Consider the following 17472-nt stretch of genomic DNA (forward strand, 5'->3'; position numbering starts at 1 on the left):
TTAGTGAAGAGGCTTTTTTCTTTAGGAAAGAGGGATGAATGATGAGCACAGTGATTGCCACGTATTTGCTGCATGACGAGAAAGACATTCGCAAAAAAGCAGAAGGGATTGCGCTCGGCTTGACGGTCGGCACATGGACGGATTTGCCGGCATTAGAGCAAGAGCAGCTTCGCAAACATAAGGGAGAAGTCGTCGGGATTAAAGAACTTGGGGAAAGCGGTCCGGCGAACGAGTATTTCGGCAAGCGACTGAAGCGGGCGATCGTCAAAATTGCTTACCCGACGGTCAACTTTAGTGCTGATTTACCAGCGCTCTTGGCAACGACGTTTGGCAAACTGTCGCTTGATGGTGAAGTGAGGTTGCTTGATCTTGAGCTTTCGGACGAATGGAAACGGCATTTTCCGGGACCGCGTTTTGGCATTGCCGGTATTCGTGAAAAAGTCGGGGTATATGACCGCCCGCTATTGATGAGCATTTTTAAAGGTATCATCGGCCGCGATTTGGCGTATTTGACGTCCGAATTAAAGAAACAGGCACTTGGCGGCGTCGACTTAGTGAAAGATGACGAAATTTTATTTGACAATGAGTTGTTGCCGTTTGAAAAGCGGATCACCGCGGGCAAGGCGGCGCTCCAAGAAGTGTATGAACAAACAGGCAAACGGACGCTGTACGCCGTCAACTTGACCGGCAAAACGTTTGAACTGAAAGAGAAAGCGAAACGGGCAGCCGAGCTTGGCGCTGATGTGCTCTTGTTTAACGTGTTCACCTATGGGCTTGATGTTTTGCAAGGGTTGCGCGAGGACGAGAATATCAACGTGCCGATCATGGCTCACCCGGCGTTTAGCGGTGCCATGACGCCGTCTGAGTTTTACGGGGTCGCCCCGTCGCTGCTGCTCGGAAAGTTTTTGCGGCTTGCGGGAGCTGATTTTGTCTTGTTCCCATCGCCATATGGCAGCGTCGCGCTTGAGCGTGAACAGGCGCTTGGCATTGCTCGGGCGCTCACCGATGAACAAGAGCCGTTTGCGCGCGCGTTTCCGGTACCGTCGGCCGGCATTCATCCGGGGCTCGTGCCGCTTCTAGTCCGCGATTTCGGTCTTGACTGCATTGTCAACGCTGGCGGCGGCATTCACGGCCATCCGGACGGGGCGATCGGCGGTGGGCAGGCGTTTCGTGCTGCCATTGATGCGGCTCTTGCCGGCCGTCTGCTCCGCGAAGCAGCGAAAGAAAACGAGGCGTTGCAAAAAGCGATCGACCGCTGGGGCGCGATTGAGGTGGAAGCATGAAAAAACAGCTTGTTCTCTTTTGTGATTTTGACGGAACGATTACAGAAAATGACAACATCATTGCGATTATGAAGCAGTTTGCTCCACCGGAGTGGGAAGCGCTGAAAGACGACATTCTCGCTGAGCGCCTCTCGGTTCAAGAAGGGGTCGGAAAGATGTTTTCCCTCCTTCCGTCGGCGTTGAAAGACGAGATCGTTGACTTTTTGCTTAGCACCGCTCGCCTGCGCGAAGGCTTTCGAGAGTTTGTCGCATTTACGAAAGAGAAAGGCATTCCGCTCTATATTGTGAGTGGCGGCATCGACTTTTTTGTCTATCCAATGCTAGACGGACTGATCGACAAAGAACGCATTTTTTGCAATGGCTCCGATTTCAGCAGCGAGATGATTCGCATCACATGGCCACACGCGTGCGACGGTAAGTGCCAAAACGGCTGCGGCTGTTGCAAGCCGTCACTTCTTCGAAAGCTCGCCCGTCCGGACGGGTATCATGTCGTCATTGGTGATTCGATTACCGACTTGGCAGTGGCGAAGCAAGCGGATTACGTGCTGGCGCGCGATTTCTTGCTTAAGAAATGTCAAGAGCTCGATTTGCCGCATGCACCGTTTACGACATTTTTTGATGTGGTGGATCATTTGCAGCGGCTGGAGGTGATCGCATGAGCATTATGTTGAAAAAATGGAATGAACTTGCGGAAGTGAAAGCTGAGCTCGCCGCCCGTGATTGGTTTTTTGCGACAAGCGGCAATTTGTCGCTCAAAGTGACCGATGCCCCGTTGACGTTCCTTGTCACCGCAAGCGGCAAAGATAAACGGAAGCAGACAAGCGAAGATTTTCTGCTCATCGACGCCGATGGAAAACCGGTGGAAGACACGCATTTGAAGCCGTCGGCGGAGACGCTTTTGCACGTCGAGGTTTATCGGCGGACGAATGCCGGCTGCGTCTTGCACGTTCATACGGTCGACAATAACATCATTTCCGACGTGTACGCTCAAAACAGGGAAGTAGTCTTTTCGGGTCAAGAAATTATTAAGGCGTTTGGCATCTGGGAAGAAAATGCGGAAGTGCGCATTCCGATCATTGACAATTACGCCGACATCCCGACTTTGGCTAATGAATTTGCCAAGCATATCGACGGTGATACGGGGGCTGTTTTGATCCAAAACCACGGTATTACCGTTTGGGGTCGTGATGCGTTTGAAGCGAAAAAACATTTGGAAGCGTGGGAGTTTTTGTTCAGCTGGCAGGTGAAGCGGCTATTATTACAACGGGCCGCTGTGCCGCTAGTTGACTAACCGATATATTTTTAAAGGGGGATTTGACGATGGCAGTGATTAAAGTGAAAAAAACGGGCCAAGTGATTGAAGGGGAAGACAATGTCCGCGCTTTTTTAAACAGCCAAGGTGTTTTGTATGAGCATTGGGATATTACAAAACTACCGGAACATTTACGCGACAAATATGTGCTCACTGACGAAGAAAAAGAGGAAATTTTGGCGACGTTTAAAGATGAGATCGAAGACTTGGCGGCGCGTCGTGGCTACAAAACATGGGATATCGTCGCCCTGTCTGATGCGACTCCAAACTTGGAAGAGCTGCTGAAAAAATTTGAGCAAGTGCATATCCACACAGAGGATGAAGTGCGCGCCATTACGGCCGGTCACGGCATTTTCATCATCAAAGGAGACAAAGAAACCGGTTATTTTGACGTCGAGTTGGAAGCGGGCGATGTCATTTCTGTGCCGGAAGGAAATCCGCATTACTTCACATTGATGGATGACCGCCAAGTTGTTGCTGTCCGGTTATTTATTGATCCGTCCGGTTGGGTCGCCCATCCGTACGAAGAAAAAGAAGAAGTGAATTCATAATAGTTGAGAGGCTCTCGCAACAAGATGCCTTTTCTAAGTTATCTAGGTAGACATGGAAAAAGCCGCCTGCTTTCCATCGTCTTCATAAAAGCGCATATAAAAAGGGGTGTCCCGTTTGTCTTTAGGGCACCCTCTCTTTTTTTGATCAAAACGATTGCGTTAAAAAAATCATGAACACAATGCCGATAATAAATGCATATGTCGATGTCCGTTCGTTTCCATCGCCATGGCTTTCGGGAATGAGCTCTTTATAAATAATAAACAGCATAGCCCCAGCGGCAAACGCCAATCCGTACGGGACTAAACCGCGGAAGAGGGAGGTTAAATAAAAACCGAGCAGCGATGTGACGATTTCGACCGCTCCTGTCAACGTGGCAATAAGAAATGCTTTCAAGCGACTAATTTGTTGATGAACTAAAAATAAGGCGACTAAAAATCCTTCCGGCGCGTTTTGCAAACCGATGGCCAATGCGATCAAATTGCCGGTCGTCGCGGCATCGGATGCGTAGCTGACCCCAACGGACAACCCTTCAGGAAGATTGTGCATCGTAATGGCAGCGATAATGAGCATCGCTTTTTCGTCAAACTGTAAGCCATGTTTTGTATGTTCCAAGTCGATATGGGGAACAGTCATCTCGAGCAACGTTAAGATGAGCACACCTGCCGCCAGGCCGATTACGAGTGCTCCCAAGCCGCCGGTTTTTAACGCTTCGGGAATGAGACTTTCCATCGAGGCTGCCATCATAATGCCAGCGGAAAACGCTAGCAGTATATCACGCCAGCGGTGGGTGAGTGATTTAGCCAAAAACAAAATCGGCACGGCGCCAAGTCCTGTCGATAAGGCAGAAAGCACGCTGCCGACCAACACCTGGTTCATTCAATTCCCCCCTCATCATCCTTTACTTTTTCATATGCAATGATCATATAAATGTGACAATCGCCCAAGCGCCTTCATATAATAAATTATCATAACGAATTGGGAAGACGGTGGCGAGCAAAATGCATAGGTAGCTAGCAAAAACGGTTGCTTGTCTGTTTGCCGTTTCGGTATAATGCAAGTAAGAAATGGTCAAATGTAAAGGGTTGAATGCCATGGAACAGAAAGAACAAGAACTTGAGCAATCATTAAAGCTGTTTATTGTACTGTCACGGGCGTATCGTGCTGTCAGTGACCAAGTGAACAAATCGATCTGTTCGTGCGGGGTGAATCCGACTGAGTTTGCGGTGTTAGAACTGTTATACCATAAAGGCGACCAGCCGCTCCAGCAAATCGGTGAAAAAATTTTGCTCGCTAGCGGCAGCATCACTTACGTTGTCGACAAACTTGAAAACAAAGGGCTGATCGTCCGTCGTGCTTGTGAACGAGACCGGCGCGTCACGTATGCATCGATTACGGAAGAAGGTCGGCGGTTTATTGAGCGCGTCTTTCCCAAGCATGCAGAAAAAATTCATGAAACGATATCAGCGCTCACAGCGGAGGAGAAAGAGCAGGCGATCACTTTGCTAAAAAAATTAGGATATGGGGCGAAAAACGCCCAGCAAAACAGAGACTGACAGTTCGTCGGTCTCTTTCATTTTTGTTAAAAATGCGAAATATGGCGACTCTGTTCGTGGAAGACGTCGAACTGACAGTGCTCAAGCCGTTGTCGCACTGCCTGTTTGCTTGTCGGGGATACTGAGGGAACGCCAGGAATGACGATTCATGGGCTGAATGGAACGGTGACGGCAGACAAGGGGTCATCATTGCCAAGCGCCACATTCATATGACGTCGAAAGATACGGAAACGTTTAGCGTCCGCGACAAGCAAGTCATGAAAGTGAAAACGCAAGAGGAGCGCGCTCTCATTTTTGACGAAGTGACCGTCCGCGTCAGTGAAGACTTTGCGTTACATATGCACATTGAAAACGGTGAAGAGAACGCGGCCGGTTTAAAAACGGGTGATTACGTGAAGTTGCTTCCATCGTGAAATCATCCGCAGCAATGGGAGATAAGGCGCCCTCTCGGGACGAACGAGAGGGAGCCTCCCGTTAACGCGGGCGCTTCTTCTCTGATCGATCTAGGGTGCCGACCAGATGAAACGGCGTATCACGCCGAATGGCATCAATGACGCCGTCGCTGATTTCTTGATGGGTGAGCCAGCGCGAACCGTGTTCTTCCACGACAAAACCGAGCTGAACTTGCCGATAAAGACAAGCGGCAGGCAAACAGAGTTCCGCTTTCGCCTCGGCTGGATCGGCGCGGCTGCCGAGCACGTGAAACAAACGCCAAGGGCCGGGATGTCTGCTATTTTTTTGGATGACGGTCGGAAGCGCCTGTTTTCCGTCCGTATGGACCCACGCAATGATGAGATCAAAAGTTCCGTTTTTTTGGATGGTCCGAGAAATCAGAGAACAAAGCGCTTCTTGGTCGCGATAATCAACAAGAAGCGGGGTGATGGATGCCGTCTGTCCAGCACAGTCGATGAGCTGCTTCATTCGTGCGTAGCGGCGGGCGATGACAGACACATAATATCCTTCCCGCACAAGCCAAAGCGACACATCAGCCAACATACCTGTCCCACCGATGACAAGGGCGTGCATGGCATGTCTCCTTTCGGATTAATCCCGTGGTCCTTTCAAATAGTGATCAAACCAACCAACGATTTGGTGAAGCCGCTCGAGGCGAAGCGCCGGGTTCCCGGTGCGTGACAAATCATGGTTGGCGTCCGGGAAGCGGACGAGCTTTGTTTCTTGCCCGAGTTGTTTCAATGCGATAAACAACTGTTCCGCCTGCTCGATCGGGCAGCGATAGTCATGCTCGCTATGCAAAATTAAGAGCGGCGTGCGCACATTTTTGACGTACTTGAGCGGCGAATGATGCCAAAGCCGCTCAGCGTCTTCCCAGACGTCGCACCCGACTTCCCATTTCGTGAAAAAGTAGCCGATGTCGCTCACACCGGCGAAGCTGAGCCAGTTGGAAATCGAGCGCTGGGTAACAGCGGCCCGGAAGCGATTGGTGTGCCCGACGATCCAGTTCGTCATAAACCCGCCGTAGCTGCCGCCGGTAACGCCAAGACGTGTCTCGTCAATAAAGGCAAACTGCTTGATGGCGGCGTCCACACCGGCCATAATGTCTTCATAATCCATGCCGCCGTAATCGCCGCGCACGGCATTGACAAACGATTGGCCGTATCCATGGCTTCCGCGTGGGTTCGTAAACAGCACGGCGTAGCCGGAAGAAGCGAGCAGCTGGAACTCATGGAAAAACGTAAATCCGTACATTGTATGTGGTCCGCCGTGAATTTCGACGACAAGTGGAGCTTTTTCCACGTCGCCGAGCCTCGGTGGCTTCATGATCCAACCTTGAATGTCCCAACCGTCCGTTGATTGATAAGTAAACGGTTCGGCATCGGCGAACGTGACTTCGTTCTCGAGCTCTTCATTGACCCTAGTGAGCCGCGTTTTTGCGCCGCTTTCAAGTGAGATGGTATACAAATCTCCAATCATCGTTGGCTCGCTAATCGCGGCAACGGCCTGCTGTTCATTCGGATGAATGGCGAGGCCGTACACATGAAAGTCCCCTTCGATGATCGGCACGATAGGTCCGTCAAGCGGGACGAAATATACATTGACGCGCCCACGTTGTGAGGCGGTGACGTATAGGCCGGTTCCATCGCGTTTCCAAATCGGGCCAGGACCTTTTGCATCGGCGTGTGTATCGCCGACCATCGCATCGCCGAGATGAACGTCCCAGTCGGCGGTCAGCACCCGTTTCGTTCCACGCTCCGGCTCAAAAACGTAAAGCTGGTGAATCGTCGCCCCGAGATAAGCTAAATCATGGCCGATGGCGGCGAGCTTTGTTCCGTCCGGCGACCAAGCGAGCGAGGTGAATGTGCCGCTTCCCTTCGTCAAATTTGTTTCCGCTTTCGATTCGAGATCAAGCAACACAATGTCACGTGTAAAGGTTGTGTCCGGATCTTCGTTTCGGTTGGCCACAAAGGCAAGCGTCCGTCCATTGGGCGAAATCGCAAACGAACCGATTTCCTCCTCGCGGCTCGTCAACGCTTCCGTTTTTCCTGATGTTGCATCGATGCGCACGAGCACCGCCTGTTTGCCGTCAAGAAAACCTGATGCGTCTGATTTGTAATAGAGCCGCTCCACCACGTGCGGTTTCAGGTCAGCTGGCTTCGTTTCCTTTTTTTTCGGCTCTTCGCGGTCGTCGATCGTTTCGTTGTCGCCAAGCGTCGTCAAAGCGATAAGAAACGTCCCGTCCGGCGCCCAAACGTAATCGCGCACCCCGTTTTTGAAAAACGTTAGCTGGCGCGCTTCGCCGCCGTCAGCCGGCAACAGCCAAAGCTGTGTGTGTCCGGAGCGATCGGACAAAAACGCGATCGTTTTGCTGTCCGGGGAAAAGCGCGGCCTCGTGTCGCGCCAGCGGCCGAACGTCCATTGGCGGATGGCTCCGTCTTCGGTCCATATGTATAGATGAGAGCAGTATTGTTTTTCCTCATCGATCGATTTTTGCACGAACACGCCGTGCGTTCCGTCCGACGCATAGTGCGGATCGCGCACCGAGCGGAGGCGAAGTAGATCTTCTACAGTCACGCCGCGGTGTTTCAGCGGTTGTCCATTGTTCATGAGCGACCTCCTCTTTCCATAAGTAAAGTTAGGATGGTATCTTATTTCGTGTTTCGAAAGAAAAATCCTGCCGGCAAATAAAAAACGAACGTCCCATTGATGGACGTTCGTTGTTCGTTACGCTGATAATTTTTCTTTTTCGTTTGTTTGCTGCGCCGCTTTTTTCACTTGCGGGTAGAAGATCACGCCGCTAGCCAACAAGGCGACGCCGAGCAGGAACGTTTTCATGTCCGCCGTGCCAGCGATGACGACCCAGATCGAATAGACGGTTGCAAAAACAGCGATAATCCCATCACCTAGCCGCCCGCGCGCTGCCTCATATGTTTCCCCAGTGAGCACGAGCTTCAGCTGGAAGACGGAAGCGATCAAATACGGAACGAGATAGGCGAGCGTAGCGATGTAAATGACAAAGTCGAATGCAGCCGCTATCGAATTGGAAATGGTCGAGAAAATGAACAGCTGGGCTGCTAAGTTTGATAGTAGTAGCGAGAAGTTTGGTACGCGTCTTTTGTTTTCTCGTAAAAATGCCGGCATAAACATCCCTTGTTTTGCCGCTTGGTATGGCACTTCAGCGCTCAACAAAATCCAGCCGAGCGTCGAACCGATCAAGCTGATGAGCCCAAGCCCAGCGAGCACGTAGCCGCCGATTGGGCCGATGATGGCGACAATGGCATCAACGAGCGGTTTGTCCGATTGAATGAGCTTGTCTTGCGGCAAGACGCCCATCACCAGAATGCTGATGCCGATATAAATGACTAAAGAGATCAAGAGACCGGCGATCGTTGCTCGCTTCACATCTGCCTGTTTGCGCGCCCGCGCGGCGAACACCATCGCCGATTCAACGCCAATGAATGCCCAAAGCGCCGATAAAGCGGCATTGTTGATTTGCCCGAGCAGGCCGAGCGGCTGGCCATTCCCGTCATAACGTGGGGCGTCAAGCGGACCGACGATCGCTCTGTCAAAAGCGAATAAGGCAATGACAATAAACAGGAAAAAGCCGAGCACTTTCGCCGCTGTCGCAGCAAAATTCAACTTGCCGGCACCTTCTACACCTTGCAAAATAATGACGTGCGTCACCCAAAGAAGCACCGTGCAGATGATGAATGTCAGTAAATTCCCAAGCTTTAACGTAAATGAACCCATCACGAGTACTGTTTTGTCGCTTGTTAGCACGGGGAAAAATGTCGACAAGTAGCTTGCCAACGTCGTGATAATGGCAACGTTTCCCGCAAAGTTACCGACCCAATAGCCCCATGACGACATAAAACCAGATAAAATCGACAAGTTCGAACCTTTTGGGAACAGCTCTTTCGCGTAAATTTGCGGCCCGCCGCTCAAGTTCGGTTTGCGGATCGCTAAGTTGCCGAACACCAGCGCCGTCGCTAAGACACCAGCGCCGGTCAATAGCCAAGCGAACATGACACCAAGGGGACTGGCCGCCTCGGCTAGTGAACGCGGCAGCATAAAAATGCCGGATCCGACCATATTGCCAACGACTAACGCCGTTAGCACCCAAAATCCAAGTTGTCGGTTGTTGTTCAAGATGGAAAACTCCTTTCTTCGCCAAAGGTAAACAATAAAAAAAGCACCCATATTGTTTCAACGGGTGCATTACACGTCCGCATCCAACGAATGCGATAGCGCTCCATCGTTCTAGAACGATGGCAGTCCTGCACCTGTTCGGCCGCAGGCCCAGCTTGCGCCGCCGGAGCGCGTCGCAAACTTCGGCGATGAATCCTTTCATTTCGCTTCATCAGTGCTCCAGCCTCAGCGAAACTACTTTTATTCATCGCAACCTCTATCCCATTGAAGTGGAGAGGGGTATGTTGTTGTCGACATTATATTACTTAATTCAACAAAAAACGTCAATATGTTTTTGTTGGAAAGAATGGGACGAGATGTTGAATATTCATGCATCCTCTTTCTTTTTTACATAATAATTAACTAATTTTTATTAATTTCTTGTTATGAAAACACCGGTGCCAATAAGGAATAGTCCCATCAGCCCCGATAAAGGTTTTGAGCTGATGTAGTATAAAATAGAAATGGATTTAAGAAGTTGGAAAAAGAGGAGATTTTTCAACTCTGACGAATATACAATGTGGTTGATGAAACATGGGAAAGATCCATTCCAATCGGGTGCATCTGTTCCCGCTGTTATATTCCGTGAAAAGGTGATCATGAAAGAAAAGGGGATGAATGATGAAGTTTTCCGAGTTTCGTTATGAGCGGCCTGACATTGATCAGCTGCAGGCATCGTTTCAAGATGCGCTCGATTCGTTCCGACGCGCAGGGAGCGCTGCCTTGCAGCACGAGGCGATGAAGCGGATCAATGAACTGCGCCGCCGCTACAGCACGATGGCGAACCTTTGCCATATCCGCCACACGATTGATACGAACGACGAATTTTATAAAAAAGAGCAAGACTTTTTTGATGAAACTGAACCGGTTGTCAAGGGACTCGTGAATGACTATTACCGTGATCTTGTCGCTTCGCCGTTTCGCGCAGAGCTTGAAGAGACGTGGGGGAAACAGTTGTTTGCCTTGGCGGAGACGCAGCTGAAAACATATGCCCCGGCGATTATGGAGGATTTGCAAAAAGAAAATAAACTGGCAAGCGAATATACAAAGCTGATCGCGTCGGCAAAAATTATGTTTGAAGGTGAAGAGCGGACGCTCGCGCAGCTGCAGCCGTTTGTTGAATCACCGGACCGCACGATGCGTAAGCGTGCGAGCGAAGCACGGTTTTCATTTTTCACGGACCATGAAAAAGAGCTCGATGAACTGTATGATGAACTCGTTCATATCCGTACTGCGATCGCCCAAAAATTAGGATTTCAAAACTTCATCGAACTCGGTTATGCCCGCTTAGGCCGAACGGATTACAACGCCAAAATGGTTGCGAACTTTCGTCGGCAAGTGAAAGCACACATCGTCCCACTGGCATCTAAGCTACGCGAGCGCCAACGGCGGCGCATCAAAGTCAATAAGCTTTACTATTATGATGAGCCATTTATGTTTCCGACCGGCAACCCGGCACCAAAGGGGGACGCAGCTTGGATCATCGAAAACGGGCGGCGTATGTATGAAGAGCTGTCTCCGGAAACCGGTGTTTTCTTCCGTTATATGGTTGAACATGAATTAATGGATCTCGTCGCCAAAAAAGGAAAAGCGAGTGGCGGTTATTGCACGTATATCGATGATTACCAAGCGCCGTTTATTTTCTCGAATTTCACTGGAACATCCGGCGACATTGACGTATTGACCCATGAAGCTGGTCATGCGTTCCAAGTGTATGAAAGCCGTCATTACGACATTCCAGAATACAACTGGCCGACGCTCGAAGCGTGTGAAATTCACTCGATGAGCATGGAATTTTTCACATGGCCGTGGATGGAGCTGTTTTTCGCCGAGGACGCCGATAAATATCGGTTCGCTCATTTGAGCGATGCGCTCTTGTTTTTGCCGTATGGTGTCGCAGTCGATGAATTCCAGCATGCTGTCTATGAGAATCCGGACATGACGCCAACCGAGCGGAAGAACGTATGGCGCAACATCGAAAAGGCGTATTTACCGACAAGGGATTATGCTGGATACGATTACCTTGAGCACGGCGGCTTTTGGCAGCGGCAAGGGCACATTTACACCGATCCATTTTATTACATTGACTATACTCTCGCCCAAGTGTGTGCATTCCAGTTTTGGAAACGAGCGCAGGACGATAAGGATTCTGCGTGGCGCGACTATGTGGCGCTTTGCCGGTTAGGCGGCAGCCGGCCGTTTACTGAGCTTGTTAAAAGCGCTCATCTGATATCGCCGTTTGCGGATGGCGCGGTCGCATCAGTTGTCAGCCACATTGAGCGTTGGCTTGACAGTGTCGATGATGAAGCGCTGTAAAGGGAGGCAAGGAAAAGAAGGCGGGCGGAACTGTACCGTTTCGCCTTTTTCGTTAAGATGAAAACATTTCAGCTAGGGGAACGGAGGGGGAGAACGATGATCCGCAAAGCGACACTGGCCGATGCGGCGGCGATCGCTTCCGTTCACGTTGAAAGTTGGAAGACGACGTATGGCGGCATCGTGCCAGCGACGTATTTGGAGACGTTATCCTTGGAAGAAAAACAAGCGTTATGGGAGAAAGTGCTCAGCCAATCGGATCATTCTGTATTTGTCGTCCAAGAAAATGAGCGCGTCGTCGGGTTTGTCTCTGGCGGCTCAAATCGAATGACCGATGGGCCAACAGCAAAATATGATGGCGAGCTGTACGCGATTTACTTGCTTAAAGAGGCGCAAGGAAAAGGACTCGGCCATCAGCTCGTTCAAACGTTAGTCAGTGATTTGAAACAAAAAGGAATTCATTCGATGGTCGTCTGGGTGCTCGCCGACAACCCGTCGCGCCACTTTTACGAACGGCTTGGCGGTGAAAAGATCGCCGAAGAAGAGGTGGAAATCGGCGGAAAAGCGTTATGGGAGTGGTGCTACGGCTGGCAAGACATCAAGACGATGAAATCGTAAACAGGCTGCCGAACGGTCGGCAGCTAAAACATTTTTATATTGTGAGTGATTACTCACTTCACAAAGGTGGTCGTTCTCTTGTATACTATTAGTGAGTGATTACTCACTAATATAAATTAAGGAGAGGAGAAGCATGGCTGCCGATCCATGTATTCAAGTTGAGCATGTCTCGAAGCGGTTTGGAAAAAAGATTGTTATTGACGATGTGTCCCTAAATGTCCATGCGGGGGAAATTTTCGGCCTGCTTGGTCCATCGGGAGCGGGCAAGACGACATTGGTGCGCATGATCGCCGGCATCGATCAAGCAAGCGAAGGAGCGGTTCGTGTGCTCGGTGCGGATATGCCGGAGCTTACAACGATGAAGCGTATTGGATTTATGGCTCAGTCCGATGCGCTGTACGGGGAGTTGACCGCGCTAGAAAACATGCAATTTTTTGCTTCTATCTATGGATTGAGAGGGAAAAAGAAAAAAGAACGAATCGATGACATGCTGGAGCTCGTCAACTTGGCAGATGATCGGAAGAAGCCGGTACACCAATACTCGGGTGGGATGAAACGGCGGTTGTCGTTAGCAATCGCCTTGCTTCACGAACCGGAAGTGCTTATTTTGGATGAGCCGACAGTCGGCATCGATCCAGTGTTACGTCAGTCCATTTGGGCAGAACTCAAGCAGATTCAAAAGCGTGGCACCGCGATCGTTGTGACGACACATATCATGGATGAGGCGGAAAAGTGCGGACGGCTTGGCATGATTCGTGATGGCCGGTTGCTTGCCGTTGGGCGCCCGGACGAGTTAAAGAGCGAAACTAAGTCGCAAACGCTCGAACAGGCATTTTTACATTTCGGGGGTGTCCATCAATGAGAGTGATGGCGATTGTCGTTCGCATCATCCACCAGTTTTTCCGCGACAAACGGACGTTGGCGCTCATGATTGTCGCGCCGATGTTCGTCTTGTTGTTAATGGATTTCGTGTTTAATGGCGAAGAATACACACCGGTGATTGCTGTCAGCGACAACGTGCCTGATGCAGTTGTTGACAAGCTGAAAGAAGCGGGAGCGAACGTGAAAGAGCTGTCGGCAAAACAAGCGCGAAAACAACTGGACGATCAAGAGATTGACGCATGGCTTAACATGAACGGAAGCGCTCCGCACATTACGCTCGAAGGAAGCGACCCGACCGCCAATCAGGCGGCGCTGGCCACGGTGCAAAAGGCGTTCCAGTCGATGGTGCCCACCCCCTCATTTCAACTGAAAACAACGTATTGGCACGGGTCAAGCGACATGGCGTCTTTCGATTATTTCGGTCCAGTGTTGATTGGTGTTTTCATCTTCTTTTTCGTCTTTTTGATTGCCGGGGTGTCATTTTTGCGTGAGCGGACGAACGGGACGCTCGAGCGGCTCATGGCGACGCCACTGCGGCGCTGGGAGATAGTCGCCGGTTATATGATCGGATTTGGGCTGTTTACGACCGTTCAAGCCAGCTTGATTTCGTGGTTTGCTATTGATGTGCTTGACATGATGATGGAAGGTTCATTCGGGTATGTGCTGATTATTACGTTTTTGCTAGCGATGACGGCGCTTGCACTTGGGATGCTGTTATCAGCGTTTGCCAACAGCGAGCTGCAAATGATGCAGTTTATCCCGCTTGTTGTTATTCCGCAAGTGTTTTTCTCTGGTTTGTTCAACCTTGATACAATGGAAGAATGGCTGCGTTCACTGAGTGTCGTCATGCCGCTTACGTACGGGGCAAACGCGTTGCGCGACATTATGGTGCGCGGCCAAGGATGGAGTACGATCGCTGCTGACATATACGTGCTGCTTGGGTTTACGGTGTTGTTTATGGTATTAAATGTAGTAGCGTTGAAAAAATATCGCAAGCTGTAAGGGGTAGAACAATGAGCGAGCATTCATGGATTCACGAGCTGCTGCAAATAGATGGAACAAAAGAAAAGTTCAGCGAAAAGCAATTAAAAATTTTGGAAGCTGCCGTCGAAATGTTTGCCGAGAAAGGGTATGCGGCGACTTCGACGAGCGAAATTGCCAAAAAGGCCGGGGTGGCGGAAGGAACGATCTTCCGCCATTATAAGACAAAAAAGGACTTGTTGTTAGCCATCGTCACGCCGACATTATTTAAGTCTGTTGCTCCGTTTTTAGCGAAAGAATTTGTCCGTGAAGTGTTTGACAACGAATATGAGACGTACGAACAGTTTTTGCGTACGTTGTTATCGAATCGCTACGCTTTTGTGAAAAAATATTTGCCGGCGATTCGTATACTTTGGCAGGAAGTAGCGTTTCATTCTGAAATTAAACAATGCTTTCGACACGTGTTTACAGAGCATGTGTATCCGAAATTTGCCCGCATTGTCCGCCATTTTCAAGAAAAAGGGGAGTTGGCCGAGCTCCCTGTTGATTCTGTCATCCGTTTGACGATCACATCGTTTGCCGGTTTTTTAGCTACCCGTTTTCTTTTTTTGCCGGAGCATCATTGGGACGATGAGGCCGAGATGGAACGGACGATCCGCGTGTTGATGAACGGTCTGCGGCGCTAGACAGCCGGCTTCCGCATGAGAAGCCGGCTTAGCCTTGTTCTTCCACATAGTGGAGGAGGACTTCTAAAAACGGTTTGAAATCATTTAATAATGGCTTAAAGTTCAACGGTGGGGAGTCATGGACGGCGATGTTACGGAATCCGACTGACTATTTGCTGATGGAACGAGAGAGCATTCGATATTTTTAAGCAAAACGAACGCATCACGGTTATGCTGTGGCGGAGCGTATGAAGGTTGGGTACACAATCCCTCAATTCAAAACCTTTTAGGAGTGAAGAAGAGGTAGTTGACTACAATTTTTATAGATGTAATGTGCAAAAAACCGTCTCACCTTGAAAACGAGGTGAGACGGTGTTCACAAGATGGTTATGATGCGATTTGCGCTACAATGGCGCCGTCGTTGACGTCGACGCGGATCGTGTGCACCGGTTGGTTCGCGTCAAGCAGGCAGTCAGCGATGTTGTCTTCGACATGTTCTTGAATGACGCGGCGGAGCGGACGGGCGCCGAAGGCTGGATGATAGCCGAGTTCGGCCAGTTTTTCTTTCGCCGCTTCGGTCACTTTGAGTTCGATGCCTTGTTCGCGCATCGCTGTTTTGACGTCATCGAGCATCAAGTCGACAATTTGAAGCAAATGCGCTTTTTCAAGCGGCTTGAACTCGATAATGGCGTCGAAGCGGTTTAAGAATTCCGGCTTGAAGTAGGCGCTCAGAGAGTCGAGAATGCTTGAAGCGCCACCGCTTTGTTTTTCAAAGCCGACGGTGATTTTTTTGTCGGTTACACCAGCGTTGCTTGTTGCGATGATGACTGTGTCTTTGAAGCTGACGGTGCGGCCTTGACTGTCGGTCAAGCGGCCGTCTTCTAAAATTTGCAGGAAGATGTGCTGAACATCCGGGTGCGCTTTTTCAATCTCGTCAAGCAAGATGATGCTGTATGGATTGCGGCGCACTTTCTCCGTCAGCTGGCCGGCTTCTTCAAAGCCGACATAGCCTGGCGGCGAGCCGATCAGTTTTGAGACCGAATGTTTTTCCATGTATTCACTCATATCAAGGCGTATCATGCTATCTTTTGTGCCGAACAGCTCCTCGGCGAGCGTTTTGGCAAGCTCCGTTTTCCCGACGCCGGTCGGACCGACGAACAAGAACGAACCGACTGGGCGGTGTTTCGCTTTCAAGCCGGCGCGGCTGCGACGAATCGCTTTGGCGACTTTTTTCACTGCTTCTGCTTGGCCGATCACTTTTTTCGCCAAATTGTCTTCAAGATGTTTCATTTTTTCTTTTTCATCAGCTTGCAGCTTGCCGACCGGGATGCCTGTTTTGTCAGCGATGATCCGCTCGATGTCGGCGACATCCACAACAGGGTGCTCTTGGGTGACGCCTTGTTCGAGTTGTTTCTCAAGCTTCAGCTCTTCATCGCGCAGTTTTGCCGCCAGTTCATAGTTTTCTTCTTTAGCTGCTTGATCCTTTTCTTTCGCGATTTGCATCAACCGCTCTTGCAATTGTTTCTCATCGGTCGGTCCGAGACGCAAGTTCGCTTTCGAGCCGGCTTCATCAAGCAAATCGATCGCCTTATCCGGGAGGAAGCGGTCTTGGATATAGCGGTGCGCAAGTTTGACGCACGCTTCGATCGCTTCATCCGTATAGCGGACATGATGGAATTGTTCGTATTTTGGCTGGATGCCTCTTAAGATGGCAATTGCTTCGTCAACGGTCGGCTCGTGGACGATGACCGGTTGGAAACGGCGCTCAAGGGCGGCGTCTTTTTCAATTTGCCGGTATTCTTTCAATGTTGTCGCCCCGACGACTTGCAGCTCACCACGGGCGAGCGCCGGCTTCAAAATGTTGCCGGCGTCCATCGACCCTTCGGCAGCGCCGGCACCGACGAGCAGATGAATTTCGTCGATGAACAAGATGATGTTTTTCCGCTCTTGCAGTTCGGTGATGAGCCGTTTCATCCGCTCTTCAAATTGACCGCGGATGCCGGTGTTGGCGACGAGCGATGCAACATCAAGCAAGTACACTTCTTTGTTCAACAGTTTTTCTGGCACTTGCCCTTCGCCAATCTTCAGAGCAAGCCCTTCGACGATGGCTGTTTTTCCGACGCCCGGCTCTCCGATCAAAACCGGGTTGTTTTTGTTGCGGCGGTTTAAAATTTCAATGACACGTGCGATTTCTTTGTCGCGGCCGATGACTGGGTCAATCAAGCCCGCCTTAGCCATTTGTGTCAAGTTGCGGCCGAATTGATCCAAAAATCCACCGCCGTGGCGCTGCGGACGTTTGGCTGCTGTTTCTGGTCCGACTGCTTGAGCGTTGGCCGTCGCAAAGTGGTCGGTGAACCAGTCATCGAATGAAAACGGCGAAAAGCCGAAGTTTATCGGAATCGACAATTGTTGTTTTTGCTTTTCATAGCATGTATGGCAAAGATGAAGTTGTTTTTTCTCACCGTTCCATTGTAAGTTGACAAACACTGTTGCTTCCCGTTGTTGGCATGCTTGACAACGCATAAGGCATACCTCCTTTTTTACGGTTTGACTTTGACTTTCTTTGACTTTCTGATTTTATTATACTTTGACCTTTTTTGACTTTCAAGTATTTTTTACAAAAAAATTGTTATCATGATGAAATGTTTTTGAAAAAATGGTGAATACTA

Annotated in this window: 16 protein-coding genes and 1 riboswitch; of the genes, 11 read left to right on the plus strand and 5 right to left on the minus strand. The window is 50.1% G+C overall.

The annotated features are described in order from the left end of the window. The first annotated feature begins 41 nt into the window (after nt 1–41). Genes mtnW through IC804_RS14640 form a run of 4 tightly spaced genes read left to right on the plus strand, consistent with a single transcriptional unit; the run spans nt 42 to nt 3146 of the window. Nucleotides 42–1283 carry a 2,3-diketo-5-methylthiopentyl-1-phosphate enolase gene (gene mtnW / locus IC804_RS14625; protein WP_060475700.1) on the plus strand — a complete coding sequence of 414 codons (1242 nt, stop codon included), beginning with the start codon at nt 42–44 and terminating at the stop codon, nt 1281–1283. Then, nucleotides 1280–1942 carry a 2-hydroxy-3-keto-5-methylthiopentenyl-1-phosphate phosphatase gene (mtnX, locus tag IC804_RS14630; RefSeq protein ID WP_011887037.1) on the plus strand — a complete coding sequence of 221 codons (663 nt, stop codon included), beginning with the start codon at nt 1280–1282 and terminating at the stop codon, nt 1940–1942. Before mtnW ends, mtnX begins: the two co-directional genes overlap by 4 nt. Beyond that, nucleotides 1939–2574 carry a methylthioribulose 1-phosphate dehydratase gene (locus IC804_RS14635; protein ID WP_081157176.1) on the plus strand — a complete coding sequence of 212 codons (636 nt, stop codon included), beginning with the start codon at nt 1939–1941 and terminating at the stop codon, nt 2572–2574. The genes mtnX and IC804_RS14635 overlap by 4 nt, the downstream gene beginning before the upstream one ends. Nucleotides 2575–2603: 29 nt before the next feature. Further along, nucleotides 2604–3146 (plus strand): 1,2-dihydroxy-3-keto-5-methylthiopentene dioxygenase, encoded by a 543-nt coding sequence (locus tag IC804_RS14640; RefSeq protein ID WP_008878834.1) that lies wholly within the window; start codon nt 2604–2606, stop codon nt 3144–3146. A gap of 145 nt (nt 3147–3291) precedes the next feature. On the opposite strand, the gene IC804_RS14645 is transcribed toward IC804_RS14640, so the two are convergent. Then, the gene (locus IC804_RS14645) at nt 3292–4023 is read right to left on the minus strand and encodes a ZIP family metal transporter (RefSeq protein ID WP_008878833.1); all 732 of its coding nucleotides are present in this window, start codon (nt 4021–4023) and stop codon (nt 3292–3294) included. Between the two features lie 215 nt (nt 4024–4238). On the opposite strand from IC804_RS14645, the gene IC804_RS14650 reads away from it, so the two are divergent. Together IC804_RS14650 and IC804_RS14655 are read left to right on the plus strand one after the other, a co-directional pair. Beyond that, nucleotides 4239–4700 (plus strand): MarR family winged helix-turn-helix transcriptional regulator, encoded by a 462-nt coding sequence (locus IC804_RS14650; protein ID WP_008878832.1) that lies wholly within the window; start codon nt 4239–4241, stop codon nt 4698–4700. Nucleotides 4701–4909: 209 nt separating this feature from the next. Beyond that, nucleotides 4910–5113 carry a PduL/EutD family phosphate acyltransferase gene (locus IC804_RS14655; protein WP_008878831.1) on the plus strand — a complete coding sequence of 68 codons (204 nt, stop codon included), beginning with the start codon at nt 4910–4912 and terminating at the stop codon, nt 5111–5113. A 61-nt stretch (nt 5114–5174) separates the two neighbouring features. On the opposite strand, the gene IC804_RS14660 is transcribed toward IC804_RS14655, so the two are convergent. From IC804_RS14660 to IC804_RS14670, 3 genes are all read right to left on the minus strand, one after another. Further along, complete coding sequence (locus tag IC804_RS14660; protein WP_008878830.1) at nt 5175–5726, minus strand: short-chain dehydrogenase; 552 nt, start codon at nt 5724–5726, stop codon at nt 5175–5177. Between the two features lie 18 nt (nt 5727–5744). Then, nucleotides 5745–7763: a S9 family peptidase gene (locus IC804_RS14665; RefSeq protein ID WP_081157175.1), complete on the minus strand. Its 2019-nt coding sequence runs from the start codon at nt 7761–7763 to the stop codon at nt 5745–5747. Between the two features lie 117 nt (nt 7764–7880). Further along, entirely contained in the window at nt 7881–9248 is a 1368-nt protein-coding gene (locus IC804_RS14670) for an amino acid permease (protein WP_370543793.1), read from the minus strand. Between the two features lie 145 nt (nt 9249–9393). Continuing rightward, nucleotides 9394–9572, minus strand: a riboswitch (Lysine riboswitch). Between the two features lie 393 nt (nt 9573–9965). Here IC804_RS14670 and IC804_RS14675 point away from each other — a divergent pair. From IC804_RS14675 to IC804_RS14695, 5 genes are all read left to right on the plus strand, one after another. Beyond that, nucleotides 9966–11660: a M3 family oligoendopeptidase gene (locus IC804_RS14675; protein WP_081157173.1), complete on the plus strand. Its 1695-nt coding sequence runs from the start codon at nt 9966–9968 to the stop codon at nt 11658–11660. 96 nt (nt 11661–11756) lie between these two features. After that, nucleotides 11757–12275 (plus strand): GNAT family N-acetyltransferase, encoded by a 519-nt coding sequence (locus IC804_RS14680; RefSeq protein WP_060475706.1) that lies wholly within the window; start codon nt 11757–11759, stop codon nt 12273–12275. A 133-nt stretch (nt 12276–12408) separates the two neighbouring features. After that, nucleotides 12409–13137 (plus strand): heme ABC exporter ATP-binding protein CcmA, encoded by a 729-nt coding sequence (gene ccmA, locus IC804_RS14685; protein WP_008878823.1) that lies wholly within the window; start codon nt 12409–12411, stop codon nt 13135–13137. After that, a complete protein-coding gene (locus IC804_RS14690) occupies nt 13134–14159 on the plus strand; it encodes an ABC transporter permease (RefSeq protein WP_008878822.1) in 1026 nt (341 codons plus the stop codon). Before ccmA ends, IC804_RS14690 begins: the two co-directional genes overlap by 4 nt. An 11-nt stretch (nt 14160–14170) precedes the next feature. After that, nucleotides 14171–14824, plus strand: coding sequence for a TetR/AcrR family transcriptional regulator (locus IC804_RS14695; RefSeq protein WP_008878821.1), 654 nt, complete (start codon nt 14171–14173; stop codon nt 14822–14824). Between the two features lie 366 nt (nt 14825–15190). Here IC804_RS14695 and IC804_RS14700 read toward each other — a convergent pair whose 3' ends face one another. Then, a complete protein-coding gene (locus tag IC804_RS14700; RefSeq protein ID WP_008878820.1) occupies nt 15191–17326 on the minus strand; it encodes an ATP-dependent Clp protease ATP-binding subunit in 2136 nt (711 codons plus the stop codon). Nucleotides 17327–17472 lie beyond the last annotated feature (146 nt).

The organism is Geobacillus sp. 47C-IIb (genome assembly GCF_014679705.1).
In the GTDB taxonomy this organism is placed as follows: Bacteria; Bacillota; Bacilli; order Bacillales; family Anoxybacillaceae; genus Geobacillus; species Geobacillus thermodenitrificans.